Raw genomic sequence first — 19,135 nt, 5'->3', positions numbered from 1 at the left:
CCGATGCCGTGGGGTCCTTCTCGTGGACGTGGAGGCCGGGGAGGCGGGCCTGTGGGTGCGCCGGCCTGGGGCATGGCACCGGCGACGGGCGTTACGACGAGGAGTCGTCGCCCAGGTTGTCGATGCGCGGGTTCGACCCGAGCACCTGGTCCGGGTCTACGGGGACCTCCACCAGCAACGAGGGGGTGCCGGGGCGGTAGCAGGCGTCCATGACGTCGTCGAGGTCGGCGAGGTCGGGGCGCATCCGCCGCGCCTGCCAGCCGTGCGCCTCGGCCGCCGCCACGAAGTCGCACGGGGCCAGCCGTCCGTGGTGGCGCTCGTCCGCCAGCTCGGTGTCCGTCCGGTCGAGGACCTGGTCGACCATCGCGTACGAACCGTTGTTGAGGAGGAACAGGCGGATGCCCAGCTCCGCGCACTCGGGCATCGTCCCCGCGTACAGCCGGTAGCAGCCGTCTCCGGAGAGGCAGAACACGGGCAGGCGCGGGTCGGCGAGCTTGGCTCCGACCGCCAGTCCGAAGGCTCCCCCCATCGCGGATCCCTGGTAGGCGGAGTAGGCGCGCAGGCCGGGATGCGAGCGCTGGGTGACGAACTGGCGGTCCTTGTAGGCCAGGCAGACGTCGTCGAACAGCAGGGTCGGTTTCCGCCAGCGCCGGTGCATGCCCTCCAGCAGGGCAGCTAGATCGACGCTGCCCTGCCGTGTGTTGGGCGGGTAGGGATCCCGGTTGAGCGGCCCGTCGAGAACCGGCTGCCTGGCGGGCGCGGCTCCCGATGCCAGCAGGGCCGCGATCCCGGCCCGCAGCGGCGCCTTGACGCGTACGTACCGGCCTGCGCAGCGGTGCGCGAAGGACCCGTCCCGGCTGCCGTACGGCTGCTCCAGGTCGGTGAGGTGGTAGACGGTTCCGGCGGGCACGTCGGCAAGGTTGAGGATGTACTCGCCCGGCTCGAACCCGAGCGTCACCAGGATGTCGTCGGGGCCGAGGGAGTCCCACAGTTCCCGCGCCCTGTCGTTGCCGCCGAAGCCGATGTGTCCCCTGCCGTACGGATCGTCGGCGGCCACGGCAGCGGCGCCGTTGACCGTCCAGAGTGTCGGTGCGCCGAGTGCCTCCGACAAACGGCCGGTCAGGTGGGGCAGCCCGCTGTCGCGCGCGGCCTCGTCGGTCGCGAGGAGGACGACCCGTTTGCCCCTGACGGTGGAGCGGAAGTCCGCCGCGACGGCGTCCAGCCCTTCGACGGGCCGCTCCGGTACGGGGCGCGCCGCTCGTAAGGCGGCGCGGGGTGCGGGTACTTCCGCACTGAGGGCGTCGGGACGGAAGGCGATGACCACGGGCCGGGACTCGGCGAGCAGCTCGGCCGTCCTTCGCAGGACAGGGGCGAGGTCACCGGGTTCCTCCAGGACCAGCAGCGACTCGCCGAATTCGGCGCGCAGTTGACCGACGATGTTCGTCCCGGTCCGCGCGACGTCCTGGAGCGGTGCGAGTCCGGCACTGCTCGTCGGGTTGAGGGCGACCACGTACACGGCGGGGATGGAGTGGTAGACGGCATCCGACATGCCGCTGGCCGCGAGCTTCGTCGCGGCTCCCGTCGTGGTGACGCAGGCGCTCACTTCGCCCGTCGCCAGGAAGTGGCCGAGCGGGGTGAAACCGGCGGTGTACTCGCCCACCGTGAAGAGGCTCGGTCCGCCGTCGGCGGCAGGGCGGTCCGTACCCGGCGGCCGGTAGGGGGCCAGGTGCTTGGTGACGTTCAGGATTCCGCCGCCGTTCACACCGGCGTACATCCGCACGCCGAGGGCGCGCAGGCCCTCGACGAGCGCCAGGTTGCCCTCGGTGGGCAGAGATGTCAGGTCGTCGTCCGGCTCCGTCGCCGTGGGTCGGCCCGGGGCGGTCCGCTCGTCCATGGGGGAAGTCCTCTCTGTCCTTGCGTTCCTCCGGGGAGCTCTGTGCGGGGTCCGCCCGAGGAGCCCGCCCGCGCGGCGGGGCTCCATGGGCGGGTCGCATCCCGTGCTGTCACACGTCTCGGCTGCCCGTGCCACTGATGCGTCTGCTCCGTGGCGGAAGGTGTACGCAAGGGCCCGGGGGGCGCGCGAACTCACTTGCCGGGCAAGGTGGTACGCGGGCACATCCGGCGACGGATCCGGTGGGCGCGGGGTGCTGAAAGCGTCCGCGCGCTCCCGCCGCCCCGGGCCGGGGCGGCATCCCCGCGGCGACGCCCCGGCCGCCGGTCCCGGGTGGCTCAGCCGGCCCGTCCGGCGGGCACCGGCGAGACCGGCGACACGGGGGTGTCGGCGCGGCTCACCTGGAGGTATCCGATGAGCGCGGCGATCGGGACCAGCAGGGCGAGGGTGACCGGCCCGGTCCCCCAGCCGAGCCCGCCGCGCGTGACGGGGACTCCCATCCAGTCCGCGAAGGAGGCGCCGAGCGGCCGGGTGAGGATGTACGAGGCCCAGAACGCGGCCACCGCGTTCAGCCCGAGGAAGCGGCGGCCCAGCACGGGCAGCACGATCAGGGCGGCGAAAAGGAACCCCGAGGGCAGGTAGCCCAGCTTCAGGGTCCCGGCCGTGAGGTCGCCCACCGCGGTGCCCAGGGCGAAGGTGATGAGCACCGTCGCCCAGTAGAACGCCTCCCGGCGGGTGGTGTGGATGCTGTGGATGGACAGCGTCCGCTCACAGGCGTACCAGAAGGTCAGGACGGCGGCCAGGGCGAGGGCGAAGCCCACGGCTGACACCGCGTACGGGATGCCGACGACGACGTGCACGACGTCCGCTGCCATCGTGCCGAACACGCTGACCATGACGATCGCCGACCAATAGAGCCACGGCCGGTAGCGCGCCGAACGGAATTGCAGGACCAGCAGCGACGCCAGGCCGGCCAGTCCGAGGCAGCCGGCCGGGACCGGGCCGAGGACCCGGGCCAGGAAGTCGGACGCCGTCTCCCCCATACCGGTCGTGAGGATCTTCACCGTCCAGAACAGGGCGGTGACCTCGGGAACCTTCGAGAGAGCCGCTCCTGGCCGGGCGCGGTGCGTACCCTGCTGTGGCACGTCCGGACTCCGCCGTGTCACTGTCCTGCTGTCCGCCCCGGTCATGTACGTCCGCCCTCCCGGCGCCGGAAGGGCGCCGTACCGCCGATGCTGGCGTGCGGGTGGACGTCGGCGTCCGGGTACCCCGGGACGGCTGGCCCCCCGAGCCAATGTCTACAGCACTGTAGACGATCCTCCTGTCGACGCTCGGCCGGGGAGCGTGATCCGGAAGGTGGTGTGCCCCGGGACGCTGGTGACGGAGGCGGTCCCGCCGTGGGCGGCGACCACGGCATGGACGATGGCGAGCCCGAGGCCGGTGCTCCCGGTGCTGCGGGAGCGGGCGTGGTCGGCGCGGACGAAGCGGCCGAACACCTCCGGCAGGAGATCTTCGGGGATGCCCGGCCCGTTGTCGTCCACGTCCACCCGCACCTCGTTCTCACCGCCGGTGAGGGTGACGGTCACATCGGTGCCGGGCGGGGTGTGGGTGCGGGCGTTGGCCAGGAGGTTGCCGATGGCCTGCTGGAGGCGGTGGGCGTCGCCGGTGACGGTGACCGGCTCTTCGGGAAGGTCCAGGAGCCAGCGGTGTCCGGGGCCCGCCGCACGCGCGTCGTCCGCCGCGTCGAGGATCAGCAGGGTCAGGTCGAGCGGCTCGTGTTCGAGGGGGCGCCCCGCGTCCAGACGCGCCAGGAGGAGCAGGTCGTCGACGAGCCGGGTCATGCGCCGCGATTCGCTGCCGATGCGTTCCAGGGCGTGCCGGACCTCGGCGGGGACCGCGCCGCGGTGGCGCAGGGCGAGTTCGGCGTGGCCCCGGATGTTGGCCACGGGGGTGCGCAGTTCGTGGCTGGCGTCGGCGGCGAAGTGGCGGAGCCGTTCCTCACTGGTGTGGCGGCGGGTGAGGGCGTCCTCGACGTGGCCCAGCATGTGGTTGAGGGCGGAGCCGAGCCGTCCGACCTCGGTACGGGGATCGGTGTCGGGAAGGGGGCCGGGCATGGCGATCTCACCGCTGGCCAGCGGGAGCCCGGCCACCTCCGCCGCCCGTTCGGTGACCTTTTGCAGCGGGCGCAGCGAGATGCGCACCCACAGGGCGCCCGCGACACCGGTGACCAGGAGGGCCGCGCCGAACAGCGCGGCTTCGACCGCTTCGAGGCGGTGCACGGTCTCTTCGACGGGGTGCAGGGGCAGGCCGGTGATCATGACGTCCTGGTCGTCGCCCTCGACCGCCGTGACCCGGTACGCGCCCAGGGCGGAGAGGCGGATGCCGTGTCCGCTGCCGTCCATGGGGACGCCCGCGAGGGCCCGGCGGTCCGCCGGGGTGAGCTGGACCGTGCGCACGGTGGCCTCGTGGACCACGGCGGCCTGAGTGGTTGCGCCGTTCAACAGGCGTGCGCCGAAGGTCCGTTCGGCCTGACCGCGGGTGTCGGGCCGGTTGTCCGCGTCCGGCTCGGCCTCGTGTTCCAGGCTGGCGGCGAACCGGCCGCCGGAGGCGGAGAGCTGTTCGTCGAGGCGCCCCACCAGGAAGCCGCGCAGGGCGAGAGCCGTGGTGATGCCTACGGCGAGGCAGGCGAGGGCGAGCAGGGCGACGAGCCCGGCGGTGAGCTGGCCGCGCAACGTGCGGGGCAGGGGGCGTCTCACGGCGCGTCCGGCTTGAGCACGTAGCCGACGCCGCGCACCGTGTGGATCATCGGCGTACGGCCGGCGTCGATCTTCTTGCGCAGGTAGCTGATGTACAGCTCGACGACATGGGCACGGCCGCCGAAGTCGTAGGCCCAGACGCGGTCGAGGATCTGGGCCTTGGACAGCACCCGGCGCGGGTTGCGCATCAGGAACCGCAGGAGCTCGAACTCGGTGCGGGACAGCTCGACCGCGACCCCGGCCCGCCGGACCTCGCGCGCCTCCTCGTCCATCGTGAGGTCTCCCACGGTGAGCCGGTCCGTGCCCGCCTGCGCGGTCATGCCGGCCCGTCTCAGCAGCCCCCGCAGCCGCGCAAGGACCTCCTCCAGGCTGTAGGGCTTGGTGACGTAGTCGTCGCCGCCCGCGGTGATGCCGGCGATGCGGTCCTCCACGGCGTCGCGTGCGGTGAGGAACAGGACGCACACGTGTGGCGTCTCGCGCCGCAGCGCACGCAGGACCTGCAGCCCGTCCAGATCGGGCAGCATCCAGTCGAGGACCACCGCGTCGGGGCGGAACGCGCGGGCGGCCTCCAGGGCGCTCGCGCCGTCGGCTGCGGTGCGGACCTGCCACCCCTCGCCGCCCATGACCCCGGCCAGCACATCGGTGACGTCGGGCTCGTCGTCGACGACGAGGACCCGCACGGGTTCTCCGTCCGGGCGGTACAGCAGCGGATTGGTACGGGGCTCGTCCATGATTCCTTCAGGATCTCCCGGAGCAGGCCGGGACGGGGCGGGGCCGGCCTCTGAGTTTCCTCTGAATCCGCTCTCAGACGAAGCCTCCCCCGAGAAGGCATGCGCATCGATCGCTGCCACCGGCAGCACCGGGGTGTGGCGGCCCTGCGGAGCAGGCGTGGCCGTGCGGCTCAGGTGGCGCGGCCGTACGCGGTCAGCCAGGTGAGGTCGCGGTGGCCCGCCCCGTAACGCGCGCGTTCGTTGACCACGCGCACGTCGGGCCGGTCGAAGCCGGCCGTCTCCAGGAGCCGGTGGACGCGCTGCACGCTCTGATAGCGGAAGAAGCGCGCCGCGTCGGCGCTGAACGGCTCGACGATCTCCTCCTCGCCCTCTCCCTCCTTGAAGCTGACGAACAGGGCCCCGCCGAGGCGCAGCACCCGGCGGAACTCGGCCAGGGCCCCCTTCACGTGCTCGTCTTTCAGGTGGAGCAGCGTGGCCTGGCACCACACGCCGGCGAAGCTCGCGTCGTCGAAGTCGAGGCGGCACACGTCCATGCGGCGAAAGGCGAGGCCGGGGTGGAGCTCCCTGGCCCGAGCGAGGAAGGGCTCGCTCAGGTCGATGCCCGTGACGGCGACGCCCCGTGCCGCGAGCAGGGCCGTGTCGCGGCCGAAGGCGCAGCCCGCGTCCAGGACCGGCCCCGAGGGGTCGGGCAGCAGTGCGGTGAAGGCGTCCAGCTCCACATCCGGGACCATGTCCCTGGTGGCGGCTTCGTACTTCGGAACGCTCTGCTCGTAGGCGGCGAGGGTGCGCGCGACATAGTCAAACACCCGCTGGAATCTACTGCGCGAGCGCGGGGGCGCGGTCGCCAGGGTCCGCATCCGTACGCCTGTGGGCCGCGGCCGGGTTTCATGCCTGGCACGGGGGCCACGCTGCCGCGGCGGGCAGCGCGTGCCGCTTCCAGGCGATGCCGTAGATCCCGGCCTGGCACTTCGCGGGCATGATGTGCACGCTGTGGGACGCGTCCAGGGAGAGCGGTCTGATGTCCTGGGCCGCGCGTTCCGAGCTCTGCCGGTAGTAGCCGTGTATGGACGACGGCAGGTGTCTCGGGTGGAAGAAGATGTGCAGCAGATAGTGCCGCACGGGCACGGGCAGAGTGCGTTCGTGGTGGTCGGAGGAGCGCCAGCGCGGCCCGATGTCGAGGGTGTAGTCGATGATGGCGGTCTCTCCGCGTCGCAGGGTCCGGCCGAACCCGATGTCGAAGATCGCGGAACGCACCTCCTGACGGAAGCGAAGCGCCTCCAGGCGGCCGCAGTTGACGGCGACCTGCACCGAGGGGGTGTCCGGATCGTCGAAGTTGTGATGGGCCGTCAGATGGCGGACACCGTCGCGCAGGGCGCGTACGACATGGTTCACCGTGTAGCGCGCGATGCACCCCTGGTCGTCGAGGGTCAGCGTCTCCTGTACGGACAGGGTGACCAGGTCCTCGTTGAAGCGGTACGCGTCGGCGCCGAGGGCCACCTCCAGGGGCGCACCCGGGCTCAGAACGCGGGAGAGCGCCTCGGGCACCGGGCTCCGCACCGCCAGCGCCCTGCCCCGCGGGCGGCGGGCGGTCAGCAGGGTCTGCAGCGCGCCCTGCGGCAGGCCGAGGATGACCTCGATCGCGGCCACCGCCTGCAGCGACTGCTCGCGTTCGGGCTGGCTGCGCCCGCGCTGCCAGTGGCTGAGCGTCACCGGGCTCACCGAGATGCCGCGTTCGCCGAGGTGGTGGTGGAGGCGCTGGAGCGACAGACCGCCCGCCTTGAGCGCTTCGTGAAGCGCCTCGCCGAACGTGGTCCTGGCCGCGGACTCCCCGTCTGCGACGCCCTCGGGTCGCTGCGGCGCCGGCGCGGGACGGCCCGCCGCCGACGGCTGCTCCGGGTGGTTCATGGGTGCTCCCGGCGACGAGGAGTGGCGGGGTCCGGCGGGGCCGCCGCGTGTGGTGGGTGCGGCGGCCCCGCTCTCGTGGCTCACCCGTCGGATGGTACGGGTGGGCCACCGGCCCGGGGCGGCGGCCGAGCAGGCGTCGCCGCGACGGACCGCGTGCGTGCGCCGGTCAGGCGGTGTTGAGGGTCAGGCCGTAGTACTGGAGGGCGTCGGAGAGCGGCTCGAAGTACGAGACGCCCTGTCCGTAGACGCCGTCACACTGGTTGTCGGTCTGTCCGCCGGAGGTCATGCCCTGGCCCTGGTTGCCGGAGACCCAGGGGCCGCCGCTGTCACCGCCGAGGTCACACACATCGCTCAGACCGACGTTGGTCACCAGCGTGGCGGGCTGGCCCGGATCGGTGTACGTCACCGAGTAGTTGTAGGACGTGATGGAACCGCAGGTCCAGTGCGAGGTGGCGCCGGACTTGCAGACGTCGGAGCCGGCCGGAGCCCGTCGGCTGCCCGAGACGGCGACGTTGGAGCCGTTGCCCCACGTGCCGATCTGCGGGGTGATGGTGGTTCCGTTGTCGACGGAGGCCAGGCCCATGTCGACGCTGTCCCGGCCGTGGTGGAACCGGGTGGTGGTGCCCTTGGCGAAGTGCGTGCCGTCGTAGTAGAGATCGGGCGAGGTCTCGACGCAGTGTCCGGCGGTGACCAGGACCTGCCGGCCGGAGGAGTCCTGGGCGCCGAAGCCGACCGAGCAGTAGTGGTTGCCGTAGTCCATGCGGCTGCCGGGGTAGATGGCCGTGGCCATGGAGACGGCCTTGCCGTCGCCGCTCCGGACGGCGACGGCAGACCCGTACGACTCGGCCTCCCTGAGGAACGCCTGGTCGGCCTCCGTCACCTTGTCGCCCACCTGGACCACTACCTTGTTCACCGCGGGATCGACGCCCCAGCCGCGCACCCCGGCCGGCACACCGTGCGCGGCGGCCCGGTCCAGCTCGGCCTTGACGCGGTCCAGCTCGTCCGAAGTGTGCGCGGATATACGGGCCTTGAGCCCGGCGGCTGCGACGCGGTGGGCGGCCTGGGCGTCGGCCACGTTCAGGGTGAGTCTGCCGGCGCTGTCGAACCAGGCACCGCGGGGGTCGGCGTCCGGACCGCGCAGCGCGGCGAGTACGGCCTGCTGATGGGCCTGCGAGTCCAGCCTGCGTACGGCGGCGTCATCGCTGATGCCGAGCGAACCGGCGAGTGCGTGCACCATGTCCTTCTGGTACTGCCCGCCGGTGGCCGGGGAGGCGTCGGCCCCGGAGGCGCCGTGCGCCGGCACGGCTCCAGCGGCCATGACCAGAGCCGCTGTTGCCGCACCCGATGCCAAAATCGCGCGTAGACGAAGCACCTTGTCTCCTGTTTTTGAGCAGCCGCCATGGCGGCGTGTGGGGGGTGTGGGGGGTAAGTGCGGTTACGGGTGGGGGGTGGGGGATCCGTAACCGCAGGAGAACCCTCCTAGCTGGACGCGGCCATGACAAGGCCACTGCGGGCGGCAAAAATTAACAGAACCGCGGCGAACTGTTTCCGCGCGGAATCGACTCGCGCCCCTGCCCGGACTTCTGCGACAACTCCCTTAATGCGTAAGGGTGTTCACCGGGCACCTATGAGCGTCCCGCGTTCGGCGGCGGCCGTCGCCCACCCGGACGCCCGGACGCCCGTGCGGCCTGCTGCCGACGGCCGGCACACCGCCATGGGAGCTTTACGCTCAAGCACCCACCGGGGTCGAGGGATTGAGCCATGTGGTCCGCACGGGGCGGAAGCCGAATACACCTACGCCCGAGGCGGAGCAGAGATGAGTACGGCGACTCATGCCCGGCGCGCGGCGGCCACCGATGATGAAGGTCGCCACGTCGAAGCCGGGAGACCCTTCATGCTCAGCCGCATCGCCGACCTTCTCGTCCCCGCCGTCGGCCGCCTGTCGGTGACAGCCGACCCGCGCGCCGCGCTGGCACCGGGCAGCATCATCCTCGCCAACCACTCCTCGCTCGCGGACCCCGCCATCGTCCTCGCCGCACTCCGCCGCCTCGGCGCCGAACCGGTGGTCATGGCCGCTGCCGGCCTGTGGCGGGTCCCGGTGCTCGGCCGCCTCCTCGCCCGGGAGGGACACGTCCCCGTCATCCGCGGGGACCGGCGAGCCGGTGACGCGCTGGACGCGGCGGCCGAGGCCCTGGAGCGGGGAAAGATGCTCCTCATCTACGCCGAGGGAGGGCTTCCCAAGCGTCGGGACGCCGCGGAGGCCGCGCCCGGGACCTTCCGCAGCGGCCTGGCGCGGCTCGCCGAACGCACCGGTGCCCCCGTGGTGCCCGTCGGCCAGGCCGGGGCTCGGCGGATCAGCTCGGGCGGCGCCACGAAACAGCTCGCGGGATTGGTCAGCGCACCCGTACGCCGGCCGCGACTCCACGTCCACGTGGGCGCGCCCCTGACGCTCACCGGCCAGTGTGCCGCGCGCACGGAGCGGGCCCGGAGCGCGGTGACCTCGGCGTGGCGGACGGCGGCAGCTCACCTCGACGAGGCCGCTGTGCCAGCCGCGTAACGCCTGGCGGCACGCGGTCCGGCCGGTCATGAGACCCCTACGCTCACCGCACCCCGCCCGCGCGCTCCCCCTGGGCCCGCACCTGTGCCGGATACCACTTCGTGAACTTGATGGCGAGCACCAGCAGAATGACGGGGATGACCCAGTTGTACCAGTCACCCATGCTCTTCGTGTGAAGAGCGGCGAGCCCCAGCAATGCCGTGGCCACGAAGACCACGGCCCATGCTGCCGTGATGATGCGGTTGGTGCGCCGGAAGCGCGGATTCTTCCAGAATTCCCTCGGAACGGATTCACGCGCGTACTGCTCGGTGAAAGGAACCGTGACCAGCGACACCAGTGCGATCAGGGCCAGAACGCCGCTGGACAGCACCTGGGCATAGGTCTCCAGCCAGATGAGGTCGTGCCGATCGAGGAAGCAGCCGAGCAGTGCGACCACCCCGAAGAACAGGATGCCGACCGCGTCGAGGAGCTTGACCCTGTGGTCCCGGAAGTCGGGCACGCTGAACACCAGAGCCGCGACGAACGCGGTGAAAGCGGCCAGTTTCCAGGTGCTGGGACCCGCGATGACGTCGAAGATGATCCACGGGGCGAACCCCAGAAGAACACTTCTGGGGCGCAGGGGCGACGGCAGTGACGCCGCGGACCCTTCCGACCGTTCGCGTGTGTCGGTCATGGATGCCTCCGGAGCCGGGAGCCATGGGGCCAGAAAGACACGACCACCTTCCATGCTCCGACTCGCGCTACGTCCGTGCACCTTTTCCCGAAGCACCTGACGCGAGCCCCACCCCGCCGGTCCCCCCACGACGGTCCGTCGCTTCGGCGGTGGAGCGCGGGGCGCCGTTCCTCCCCAGCGCCCTGACCGCCCATCGGCCCCTCATGTGCCGGGAGTTGGGGTGGTTTCCTGTCGGCGGAAGCGGGCGACCGCGGCCAAGTACCCAGGTCGCTATGGCGCGTTGGGCTGCCTTCCCGACCGGAGCGGGTTCCCCGTCCCGCGTACGGAGTCGGTCTTCGCCTGGCTCGCGGAAGAAACCGGGGCGTGAGGCGACACGAACCCGGTCACCGTCGGAGGCGTCCTTGGTGGCCCACCGCCTTCGGGCGGCGCCGGACGGGGCCCGGCGGGCCCGGTCACGTCCCCCGGTGCATGACGGCCTCCCGCGCCGACCTGGCGAGCCTCGCCGACGCGTCGCGGGTCTGGCTCTCGTCGGCGAAGTACACGGAACCCATGCTGCCCTTGTCGACCCAGGCGCAGTTCACCATGGGGACGTCGCCCACCTCGTACGAGACACAGCGCATCGCCCCGCCGAGCCCGCCGGGTTCGGCGAGCCAGGCGGCTCGCGCCGGGTGTCCGGCCGTTTCCAAGGCTTCCTGGATGGTGGCCGGGGCGTCGGCGGGCGCGTCGTGGAAGTCGCCCGTCGCGCCCCACATCAGGAGCGAGGGCTGGTCGGGGTCGGGCCCGTAGACGTAGGCGAACGTCCGGCCGGCCACGCCCCTCAGGTCCGGTGAGATCGCGCTCTCGATGCGGGCCAGGGCCGGGCTCGTGTCCTGGCGCGGCATGCCCTGCAACCGGTCGGGGGCCGACACCGTGTAGCGCGGGTACGCCGCGTACTGCCGGTAGCTCCAGACGCCCGAGACCACGCCCGTCGCGACGACGGCGACGAGAATCACGGCGCCCGTGATCAGCTCGCGCTTGTTGTACGCGGGGACCGGCGGCAGGGGCGGGAAAGCCGGGGCGGCGGTGTCGGCGGGGGGCGCCGACGGGCGGGCCGCCGCACGGGCGCGGGCCCGCCGCAGCAGGGCGTTGAGCATGAAGGTCACCGAGAGCGGCGCGAAGGCCGCGAGCCTCGACCACGAGGGGAGGTGCAGCGCGGGGACCGCGAGGAGCACCGCGATGCACCAGGCCGTACGCGGGAGCGCTGTGGCCAGGGGTGCCCGCACCATCCAGCGCAACGGCGCGCGGCCGGGGCGGGCGAGCGCGGCGAGGGTTTCCGCGAGCACCGCGAGACGGTCGTCCTCGGGGCAGGCCCCGGCCTGGTCCCCGGCCCGCGCGGCGGCGGAGGCGGGGTCGCCGACGGCCGCGAGCACCAGGCGGGCGTCGTGCAGCTGTGTCCGCGACGCCGACGGCGGCTTCGGCCCCCGCGGCCCCGTCCCGTTGCGCTCCGCCCTCCGGGCCTGCGGCGACCCGGGCGCCAACTCACGTATGCGTGCGGCGAGTTCGGGGCCGCGGCGATGGCGGGCCGGGTGGTCCATGTAGTCGGCGGCGAGGCACAGTTCGGCGTACGCGGCAAGGAGGTCGAGGTCGTCCGGGAAGGCTTCGAGACCCTCGCGGTAGGCGGCCTCCGCCCGGTCGTCGTGGTCGTCCTCGTTCTCGGCGGCATGGGCCCGGCCGAGGATCAGGAACAGTCGGACGTCGGGCCCCTCGGCCGTCAGCGCGTCCCGTGCGGCGCGCCGGGCGTCAGCGAGCCGTCCCGCCCGGAGGTGCCGTTCCGATACCGCGTACGCGGACATGACCTCGTGGTGCTCGGCCTGCATGGTTTTCCCACCCCTGATGAATCAGCCGAGCCGCGCGAATGGGTTCGGCGCGCCACTATCGCCCGGGGAACGTGCCTGGTCAAGGGCCATTTCGCGGGGCCGCCAACGGGGCTCGGACACAGCGGAGTTCGGGGCGCCCGTGCCGTTCGGACTCCGCTGTGTGGAAACCGTCATGGATACCGTTCTGCTCGTTCAGCCCCGATGACACCGCGGCCTCCTGCACGGCATACGGTTCGTCGGGCGTCCGGCGGATCAGTTTCCCGTGCGCTCGGCCAGTCGGGCGGCGCGCAGGCTGAGGTGGTGCCGCTCCGGGAGGCTGGCGGTGCGGTGGGCGGCGGTGCGGTAGTCGGCGACGGCGGACTCGGGGTCTCCGGCGAGTTCGTGCAGATGGCCCCGGACGGCGAACAGCCGGTGGTGGCCCGCGAGTGCGGGCGGCGGGTCGGCGAGGAGGGCGAGGCCGGCGGTGGGGCCGTCCACCATCGCGGTGGCGACCGCGCGGTTCAGGGTGATCAGCGGGTTGTCGGAGATGCGGGCGAGCACCCCGTACAGGGCGAGGATCTGCGGCCAGTCCGTCTGTGCGGCGGTGGATGCCTCGTCGTGGACGGCCGCGATGGCCGCCTGCACCTGGTACGGGCCGACCGGGCCGCGTGGGAGGGCGGCGGTGATCAGTGCGACGCCCTCGGTGATCGCGGAGGCGTCCCAGCGGCTGCGGTCCTGCTCGGCGAGCGGCACGAGTTCGCCGTCCGGGCCGGTGCGGGCAGGCCCACGCGCCTCCGTGAGCAGCATCAGCGCGAGCAGACCGGTCACTTCGGCATCGTCCGGCAGCAGCGTGTGGACGGCTCGGGTGAGGCGGATCGCCTCCTGCGAGAGTTCGACGCGCCGCAGTTCGGGGCCGGCGCTGCTGGCGTACCCCTCGTTGAAGATCAGGTAGAGGACGTGCAGTACCGCGTCGAGCCGGGCCGGCCACTCCGCGGCGTCCGGCATCCGGAGCGGCACCCCGGATGCCTTGATCCGCTGCTTGGCCCGGCTGATCCGCTGCCCCATGGTCGCCTCGGGGACGAGGAACGCACGGGCGATCTCGCCGGTGGTCAGGCCGCCGACCGAGCGCAGGGTGAGCGCGATCGCCGAGGCCGGCGACAGCACGGGGTGGCAGCACAGGAACAGCAGGGTGAGGGTGTCGTCGCGCGCGCTCTCGTCCCCGGCGTCGACGCCGGGGGCGGACCGCCGGTCGGCCGGGACCTGCCCGGCCACCAGTTCCTCGCGCCGACGGCGGGCCTGCTCGCTGCGGACCTGCTCGGTCATGCGGCGGCTCGCCACCTGAACCAGCCAGCCGCGCGGGTTGCTCGGCACACCCTGGGCCGGCCACTGTGTGGCCGCGTCGAGCAGGGCCTCCTGCACGGCGTCCTCGGCGGCGGTGAAGTCCCCCCAGCGTCGGGTGAGCAGGGCGACGACCTGCGGCGCGAGCGTACGCAGCAGGTCGTCGTGGGCTGGCTCGAAGGTCGGCACAGGGGTGTTCCTACAGCTCGGTGGGCGGAGCCGCCATGACCTGCCGCACCTCGATCGGCATGTTGAGCGGACGGCCACCCGGGCCGGGGGCGGCGGAGACGGTGGCGGCGATCTCGATCGCCCGCTGCTCGGTGTCGCAGTCCACGATCCACCAGCCGGCCACCCACTCCTTGGACTCCGGGAACGGGCCCTCGGTGACGACGGGCGCGCCGCCGCTGTGGGAGCGCACGATCCGGGCGGTCTCCGGCATGGCCAGACCCTGCGCGTCGACCAGCTCACCGGCGGTGGCGAGGCCGGCATTGGTCTGCTTCATGAACTGGATGTGGGCCTGGATCTCCTCGGGCTTCCACTCGTCGAGCTTGGGGAAGTCGACGTTCTTCTCGCTGAACTGCATCAGCAGCATGTACTTCATGGTCCTGCTCCTCGTTCGTCGTGGCTGCCCCGGGGGGGGGCTCTCACGCATAGGTAGAAGCACGCCGGGCGTTTTCTACATCGCCGGCGGATATCCGAGAAAGAATTTAGCGGCCGGCCTCACCGGGAGGGGTCCACGACGGCCCGCGTGCAGTCGCGGGATGGCCGGCTCGTCTCACCGCGCGGGTGTACGACGCACCACCCTGCCCTGCGCGTCCGCCTCCAGGGAGGCCGTGCCCTCGGGGCCGGTCACGGCGACCCTGATGGCGAGGGAGCCGGTGAGACGGTCGACGATGATCTGCCAAGTACTGGGGGAGCTCACGCCGAGCGTCGTCCTCGCCTCCTCGACCAGGGCGGGGAATCGGCCGTAGGGCAGCGCACGGGGGTCCACTCCAGGAGCCCCCGTACGGGCTGGCGAGAACATGACCGACAGCAGGCGTTCCTGCACGACGACCGTGAGTGCCTGACGTGTGTCCTCACCTCGGTCGAGTGGGGCGACGGCCCGTTCCAGCTCGCCCGCGTCGAGAAAGGACTGGCCCGGTCCCAGGGCGACCGTGGCGGACGCCGACGACACCGTCGTGGTCGACGATGTGGAGGAGACGGACGGCTTCGCGGCCGAAGGCGGCTTCGCCGTGTCGTCCCGGTGGAAGAGGTCCGCGCGGAACAGCAGGACCACGGCGGCCGCGCCGAGCAGCAGGCCGGCGAGCAGGGCGACACCGACGGCGCAGCCCTCCGGTGGCGCCGCCACCCGGGCCGCCCCCGGCATCGAGTCGAGGCGGGCCGAAGCCGCCCGCTCCTCCCACTCCGGCGTCGGCCGCTTGACGATCCGCACCCGCCACGGCCGGTCGGCCGGGTAGTGGACCACCACGATGCCGCGCGGGCGGTAGTCGGGAAGCTCCACCAGGTTGATCTCCTGCATGATCTCGACCCGGTACGCCGGCCCGTCGTCCGGCACGACGGTCAGCTCGAACCGCACCGACACGTCACTCGACTCGCCCCCGACAGCCGTCAGGGTCTCGATCAACGCGAGCGCCGTACGGGGCGCGATCGCCGCCTCCCGGACGCGCCTCGGCATGCCGGCCACGAAGAACACCACCCCGTAGACCACAGGCAGCACCAGCCCCGCGACGAACAGGGGCGTGTTCCCGATGACCCCGCCCACGACAAGCGCACCGAGGGACACCCCGATCACACCGCCGGTGAGGAACCGCCGTGCGAGCGTCAGGGGCGTGCGGTGCACGGGCGGGGGCGCGCCGGTGGCGAGGGTCATACGCGCGATGATGCTGGGCCCGGGTGACACCCGGTAGACCTGGGCATGATCTTTGCCCGCCCCCGAAGCCAAGTCGGCGCGGTTCGGCCCCAGTTCGGCGCAACCGCGAACGCGGCCTGCCCCACCGGCGCGGTCCCCGCCGGGGCCGGGCACCCCCGGGAACGCGTCGATGGTGAACCGGCCGCCCTTGTGGAGCGGGGGGTCATGCCGCAGGCCGTCCCGGACGTCCTGCGGTCGGCCGGGGCGGGCCCCCGGCCGATCGCACACGGCTGTCGGCGCCTAGGACATGGACACGGGCGCCGGCCGGTCGCCCACGTCCGCGGCCGGGCCGTGCTTCCACAGACTCCCGACCGCGTACGCGCCGGGACCGAGGCAGGCGATCAGGAGGAACGCCCAGCAGAACTGGACGGCGGGCTCGCCCCCGTTGTTGATCGGGAGCAGCCCGTTGGCCTGGTGCACGCTGAAGTAGGCGTAGGCCATGGAGCCCGAGCAGATGACTGCGGCGATCCGGGTGAACAGGCCCAGGGCCACCAGGATTCCACCGACCAGCTCAATGAGCGCGGCCCACCACCCGGGCCACTGCAGTGCGGGCTCCGCGCCGCCGCCGTGAGCGCCTCCGAGGACACCGAACAAGGACGCGGCGCCATGGCAGGCGAAGAGGAAGCCTGTTATCAGGCGAAAGACCGCCTGCACCACGGGCCCGGCGGTGGGTAACGTCGATTGGTGCGAGAAGTTCATGGGGGGTTACTCCTCGGTTTCGGGAAGCCTCAACGATCGGCCGCGACTTCCTGCATGAGCACGACAAGCGATGATGGGCGCGATCCGCCCGTCCGCACCAGTCACCCAAACCTCTGAGTTCCCTCTGAATCCGCGCCCTTCACGGGTGACCCGTGCACGGTGGCAGACCGTCAACCGGCGGGAGCAGCACTCCTGTCGTGCGCCGTGCCGATGGGCTCGGCGTCCGAAAGGGCGGCGAGGAGCCGCAGCTTCTCGTCGCTGTCGCTGTCCTTGTCGGGGTAGTAGACGACGAGGATGACGTCGTCGACGGGGAGTTTGTCGCGGTGGAGACGGAGTTCACCGACGACGGGGTGGCGGACGGTGGTGCTGCCCCCGTCGAGACTGCGGACGTCGTGGCGTGCCCACAGGGTGCGGAACCGCTGACTGGACAGTGCGAGTTCTCCGACGAGTTCGACGAACCGGGGGTCGTCGGTGTCGTCCCCGATGGTGGTGCGCAGGGCGGCGACGGAGTCGGCTGTGGCCTTCGTCCAGTCCTGTTGGAAGGCCTGTTCCTCGGGATCGAGGAGGAGGGAACGCAGCCGGTTCTGGCCGGGCCGCAGCCGAGGAGAGAGCGCGAGGGCCGCGGGGTTGGAGGCCAGGACATCGAACGCGCGCCCTTCGACGAACGCGGGAATCTGCAGGTGGGCGAGGAGCTGGTGCACCCGTGCCGGTACGTGCTCGGACCGCTTGCGGCGCGGCGTCCTGGGGCGTGCCGCCGTGAGGCCGAGCAGATACATCCGCTCGAGGGCATCGAGCTGCAGGACGCGCGCCAGTGATTCCAGGACCTGCGACGAGGGGTTCTTGTCGCGCCCTCGTTCCAGACGCAGGTAGTAGTCGGGGCTGATCCCGGCGAGCAGGGCGACCTCCTCACGGCGCAGGCCCGGCACGCGTCGATTGCCGCCGGGCGGAAGTCCGGCCTGCGCCGGGGAGACCAGCTCACGTCGGGCGCGCAGGTAGCTGCCGAGCCGGTTGCCGGATTCCTCGTCTTTCATACCGACACCGTAATGCGGTGCACATGCCGCAGAGGGGGCCCTGCCAGGACCAGGCAGGACGGGGGCCCTGCCACGCCCGGCGAATGCCCTCAAGACTGCGACAGCGCTGTTCTCACTGAGACAGCGAGCAGCACCGTCTGCGCCGCGAGCCTGAGGGCCGACGGCGCCCTGGACTGAAGGACGATCTCGTGGACCTCTCCAACCGCACCGTGTTCATTGCCGGTGGAACCTCCGGTATCGGGCGCGAGCTGGCCCGCCGGTTCGCCGCGGCGGGCAGCACCGTGGCCATCGGCGGCCGCAACCCCTGCGCGCTCTCGGAACTCGCCGAAGAAGGGTTCACCACGTTCGCCCTCGACGTCACCGACCGCGCCTCCGTCACATCTGCCCGTGCCGCCGTACTTGCCCGGCACCCTGGCCTGGACACCGTGGTGACGATGTCGGGCGTCATGCTCCTGGAAGACCTGCGCGACCCCGCGCACTTCGAAACGGCCGAGACGACGATCGACACCAACCTCCTGGGCACCATCCGAGTCATCGATGCCTTCACGCCCCACCTGACCCAGCGCCGCGCCGGCACCTTCATCACCGTCACCTCCGGCATCGCCTTCCTGCCGTTCCCGCCGATGCCCAGCTACGCCGCCTCCAAAGCCGCCGTGCACGCCTACACCGAGGCGCTGCGCGCCCAACTCGACGGCACCGGTGTCGGCGTCGTCGAACTCGTCCCCCCGGCCGTCGCCACAGCGGACCAGCACGAGGTCAACCCGCAGGCACTGCCCCTCGACGACTTCGCCACCGAGGTCATGCACCTGCTCTCACAGGACCCCACACCACAAGAAATCCTCGTGAAGGGCGTCCTCACGCACCGCTGGGCCGAACGCGACGGCACCTACCACGGCCTCGTCGCGCAGCGCTCCCAAGCCCTCAGCATGCTCCCCGACCGCCAAGGATGACCCTCAACTCCCGCCAGGATCCTCCCCCGAGAAAAAGCCGGCCACGACGACTTGCCACAGGTCAGCCCGACCATGAGCTCGGGCATCAGTCGGCGCTGCAGTCGCGGGCCCGCCCATCATGGCCCGCCAGGACGCCCGGGGCATCAGCAGCAGCCGGCCCGCTTCCGGGTCAGGGCTCGGTGCGGTGGACGCTGACGGCGTAGCCGTCGTTGTCGTAGGGGTCCGCGTCCCAGGTGGCGAAGCGGGCGACGGGGGTGAGGCCGGCGGCGGCGCAATGGGTGTCGTACTCCGCGAGGCCGAGGACCGGCGGCACGGGCAGGTGGGCGGCGTCGAGGCCGAATCCGGCGACGAGCAGGCCACCCGGACGCAGGGCCGCCGTCAGGCGCCGCACCACCGCGGCCTCTGTGCCCGGGGTGACCAGCGGCAGGACGTTCCCGGCGGCGACAACGAGGTCGAAATCCGCGGGGATGCCGAGCGCCACCGGATCGAAGGCGGCCAGATCGGCCCGGAACCAGGGCAGGCCGGGCGCCCGTTCCCGCGCCACGTCCAGCATGGAGGCGTCCAGATCGACGCCGACGCACTCGTACCCGAGCTCGGCGAGGCGGATCATGACCCGCCCGGTGCCGCATCCGGCGTCGAGGATCCGGGCGCCCGGAGCCACCAGCGCGGCGCAGAACGCCGCCTCGCCGTGCACGTCCTTCCCGCTGCGGGCCAGCGCCTCGAAGCGCGCGGCGTACTCGCCTCCGGAGGTTCCACCGGTCAGTTCCTGCCAACGACTCATGGGCCGAGCGTAGATCGTCGGGACCGCTCCGGGCACCGTCCGGCCCGGCGGTCGCGCGGAGCCGATCCGATATCCTGAC

General features: G+C 72.2%; 17 protein-coding genes. 2 read left to right on the top strand and 15 right to left on the bottom strand.

Annotated elements, in window-relative coordinates:
• Positions 1–91: 91 nt before the first annotated feature.
• From OOJ98_RS27340 to OOJ98_RS27310, 7 genes are all read right to left on the bottom strand, one after another.
• Complete coding sequence (locus tag OOJ98_RS27340) at positions 92–1,894, bottom strand: thiamine pyrophosphate-dependent enzyme (RefSeq protein ID WP_267057693.1); 1,803 nt, start codon at positions 1,892–1,894, stop codon at positions 92–94.
• 335 nt (positions 1,895–2,229) lie between these two features.
• Positions 2,230–3,036, bottom strand: coding sequence for a hypothetical protein (locus tag OOJ98_RS27335; RefSeq protein WP_267057692.1), 807 nt, complete (start codon positions 3,034–3,036; stop codon positions 2,230–2,232).
• A gap of 153 nt (positions 3,037–3,189) precedes the next feature.
• Positions 3,190–4,647, bottom strand: a complete 1,458-nt coding sequence (locus OOJ98_RS27330) for a cell wall metabolism sensor histidine kinase WalK (RefSeq protein ID WP_267057691.1) — start codon at positions 4,645–4,647, stop codon at positions 3,190–3,192.
• The gene (locus OOJ98_RS27325; RefSeq protein ID WP_323177942.1) at positions 4,644–5,378 is read right to left on the bottom strand and encodes a response regulator transcription factor; all 735 of its coding nucleotides are present in this window, start codon (positions 5,376–5,378) and stop codon (positions 4,644–4,646) included. The genes OOJ98_RS27330 and OOJ98_RS27325 overlap by 4 nt, the downstream gene beginning before the upstream one ends.
• Before the next feature lie 170 nt (positions 5,379–5,548).
• The gene (locus tag OOJ98_RS27320; RefSeq protein ID WP_267057690.1) at positions 5,549–6,184 is read right to left on the bottom strand and encodes a bifunctional 2-polyprenyl-6-hydroxyphenol methylase/3-demethylubiquinol 3-O-methyltransferase UbiG; all 636 of its coding nucleotides are present in this window, start codon (positions 6,182–6,184) and stop codon (positions 5,549–5,551) included.
• Between the two features lie 79 nt (positions 6,185–6,263).
• Entirely contained in the window at positions 6,264–7,367 is a 1,104-nt protein-coding gene (locus OOJ98_RS27315) for a hypothetical protein (protein ID WP_267057689.1), read from the bottom strand.
• 82 nt (positions 7,368–7,449) lie between these two features.
• Positions 7,450–8,601 (bottom strand): S1 family peptidase, encoded by a 1,152-nt coding sequence (locus OOJ98_RS27310; protein WP_267057688.1) that lies wholly within the window; start codon positions 8,599–8,601, stop codon positions 7,450–7,452.
• A 576-nt stretch (positions 8,602–9,177) separates the two neighbouring features.
• On the opposite strand from OOJ98_RS27310, the gene OOJ98_RS27305 reads away from it, so the two are divergent.
• Complete coding sequence (locus OOJ98_RS27305) at positions 9,178–9,840, top strand: lysophospholipid acyltransferase family protein (protein WP_267057687.1); 663 nt, start codon at positions 9,178–9,180, stop codon at positions 9,838–9,840.
• A 43-nt stretch (positions 9,841–9,883) separates the two neighbouring features.
• On the opposite strand, the gene OOJ98_RS27300 is transcribed toward OOJ98_RS27305, so the two are convergent.
• The 7 genes from OOJ98_RS27300 to OOJ98_RS27270 all read right to left on the bottom strand — a co-directional run bounded on the left by OOJ98_RS27300 (position 9,884) and on the right by OOJ98_RS27270 (position 17,325).
• Positions 9,884–10,513, bottom strand: a complete 630-nt coding sequence (locus OOJ98_RS27300) for a hypothetical protein (protein ID WP_267057686.1) — start codon at positions 10,511–10,513, stop codon at positions 9,884–9,886.
• Between the two features lie 452 nt (positions 10,514–10,965).
• The gene (locus OOJ98_RS27295; RefSeq protein WP_267057685.1) at positions 10,966–12,369 is read right to left on the bottom strand and encodes a hypothetical protein; all 1,404 of its coding nucleotides are present in this window, start codon (positions 12,367–12,369) and stop codon (positions 10,966–10,968) included.
• A 252-nt stretch (positions 12,370–12,621) separates the two neighbouring features.
• The gene (locus OOJ98_RS27290) at positions 12,622–13,875 is read right to left on the bottom strand and encodes an RNA polymerase sigma factor (protein WP_267057684.1); all 1,254 of its coding nucleotides are present in this window, start codon (positions 13,873–13,875) and stop codon (positions 12,622–12,624) included.
• Positions 13,876–13,885: 10 nt separating this feature from the next.
• A complete protein-coding gene (locus OOJ98_RS27285; protein WP_267057683.1) occupies positions 13,886–14,287 on the bottom strand; it encodes a YciI family protein in 402 nt (133 codons plus the stop codon).
• A 174-nt stretch (positions 14,288–14,461) separates the two neighbouring features.
• On the bottom strand, positions 14,462–15,556 hold the full coding sequence (locus tag OOJ98_RS27280) for a hypothetical protein (protein WP_267057682.1): 1,095 nt from the start codon (positions 15,554–15,556) through the stop codon (positions 14,462–14,464).
• A gap of 279 nt (positions 15,557–15,835) precedes the next feature.
• Positions 15,836–16,294: a DoxX family protein gene (locus OOJ98_RS27275; protein ID WP_267057681.1), complete on the bottom strand. Its 459-nt coding sequence runs from the start codon at positions 16,292–16,294 to the stop codon at positions 15,836–15,838.
• A gap of 170 nt (positions 16,295–16,464) precedes the next feature.
• Complete coding sequence (locus OOJ98_RS27270; protein ID WP_267057680.1) at positions 16,465–17,325, bottom strand: helix-turn-helix domain-containing protein; 861 nt, start codon at positions 17,323–17,325, stop codon at positions 16,465–16,467.
• A 188-nt stretch (positions 17,326–17,513) separates the two neighbouring features.
• Between OOJ98_RS27270 and OOJ98_RS27265 the strand changes: the two genes are divergently transcribed.
• On the top strand, positions 17,514–18,275 hold the full coding sequence (locus tag OOJ98_RS27265) for an SDR family oxidoreductase (protein WP_267057679.1): 762 nt from the start codon (positions 17,514–17,516) through the stop codon (positions 18,273–18,275).
• A gap of 169 nt (positions 18,276–18,444) precedes the next feature.
• On the opposite strand, the gene OOJ98_RS27260 is transcribed toward OOJ98_RS27265, so the two are convergent.
• Positions 18,445–19,056 (bottom strand): bifunctional 2-polyprenyl-6-hydroxyphenol methylase/3-demethylubiquinol 3-O-methyltransferase UbiG, encoded by a 612-nt coding sequence (locus OOJ98_RS27260; protein ID WP_267057678.1) that lies wholly within the window; start codon positions 19,054–19,056, stop codon positions 18,445–18,447.
• Positions 19,057–19,135 lie beyond the last annotated feature (79 nt).

The organism is Streptomyces sp. NBC_00083 (assembly GCF_026343295.1).
Taxonomy (GTDB): Bacteria; Actinomycetota; Actinomycetes; order Streptomycetales; family Streptomycetaceae; genus Streptomyces.
The sequence above is the reverse complement of the archived record's forward strand: the minus strand, read 5'-3'. Positions and strand labels throughout refer to the sequence as shown.

Bases quoted from the DNA above. Each gene is read 5' to 3' on its own strand.
- OOJ98_RS27340 (WP_267057693.1), bottom strand. From the start codon at position 1,894: ATGGACGAGCGGACCGCCCCGGGCCGACCCACGGCGACGGAGCCGGAC.
- OOJ98_RS27325 (WP_323177942.1), bottom strand. From the start codon at position 5,378: ATGGACGAGCCCCGTACCAATCCGCTGCTGTACCGCCCGGACGGAGAA.
- OOJ98_RS27310 (WP_267057688.1), bottom strand. From the start codon at position 8,601: ATGGCCGCTGGAGCCGTGCCGGCGCACGGCGCCTCCGGGGCCGACGCC.
- OOJ98_RS27305 (WP_267057687.1), top strand. From the start codon at position 9,178: ATGCTCAGCCGCATCGCCGACCTTCTCGTCCCCGCCGTCGGCCGCCTG.
- OOJ98_RS27300 (WP_267057686.1), bottom strand. From the start codon at position 10,513: ATGACCGACACACGCGAACGGTCGGAAGGGTCCGCGGCGTCACTGCCG.
- OOJ98_RS27295 (WP_267057685.1), bottom strand. From the start codon at position 12,369: ATGCAGGCCGAGCACCACGAGGTCATGTCCGCGTACGCGGTATCGGAA.
- OOJ98_RS27285 (WP_267057683.1), bottom strand. From the start codon at position 14,287: ATGAAGTACATGCTGCTGATGCAGTTCAGCGAGAAGAACGTCGACTTC.
- OOJ98_RS27280 (WP_267057682.1), bottom strand. From the start codon at position 15,556: ATGACCCTCGCCACCGGCGCGCCCCCGCCCGTGCACCGCACGCCCCTG.
- OOJ98_RS27275 (WP_267057681.1), bottom strand. From the start codon at position 16,294: ATGAACTTCTCGCACCAATCGACGTTACCCACCGCCGGGCCCGTGGTG.
- OOJ98_RS27270 (WP_267057680.1), bottom strand. From the start codon at position 17,325: ATGAAAGACGAGGAATCCGGCAACCGGCTCGGCAGCTACCTGCGCGCC.
- OOJ98_RS27260 (WP_267057678.1), bottom strand. From the start codon at position 19,056: ATGAGTCGTTGGCAGGAACTGACCGGTGGAACCTCCGGAGGCGAGTAC.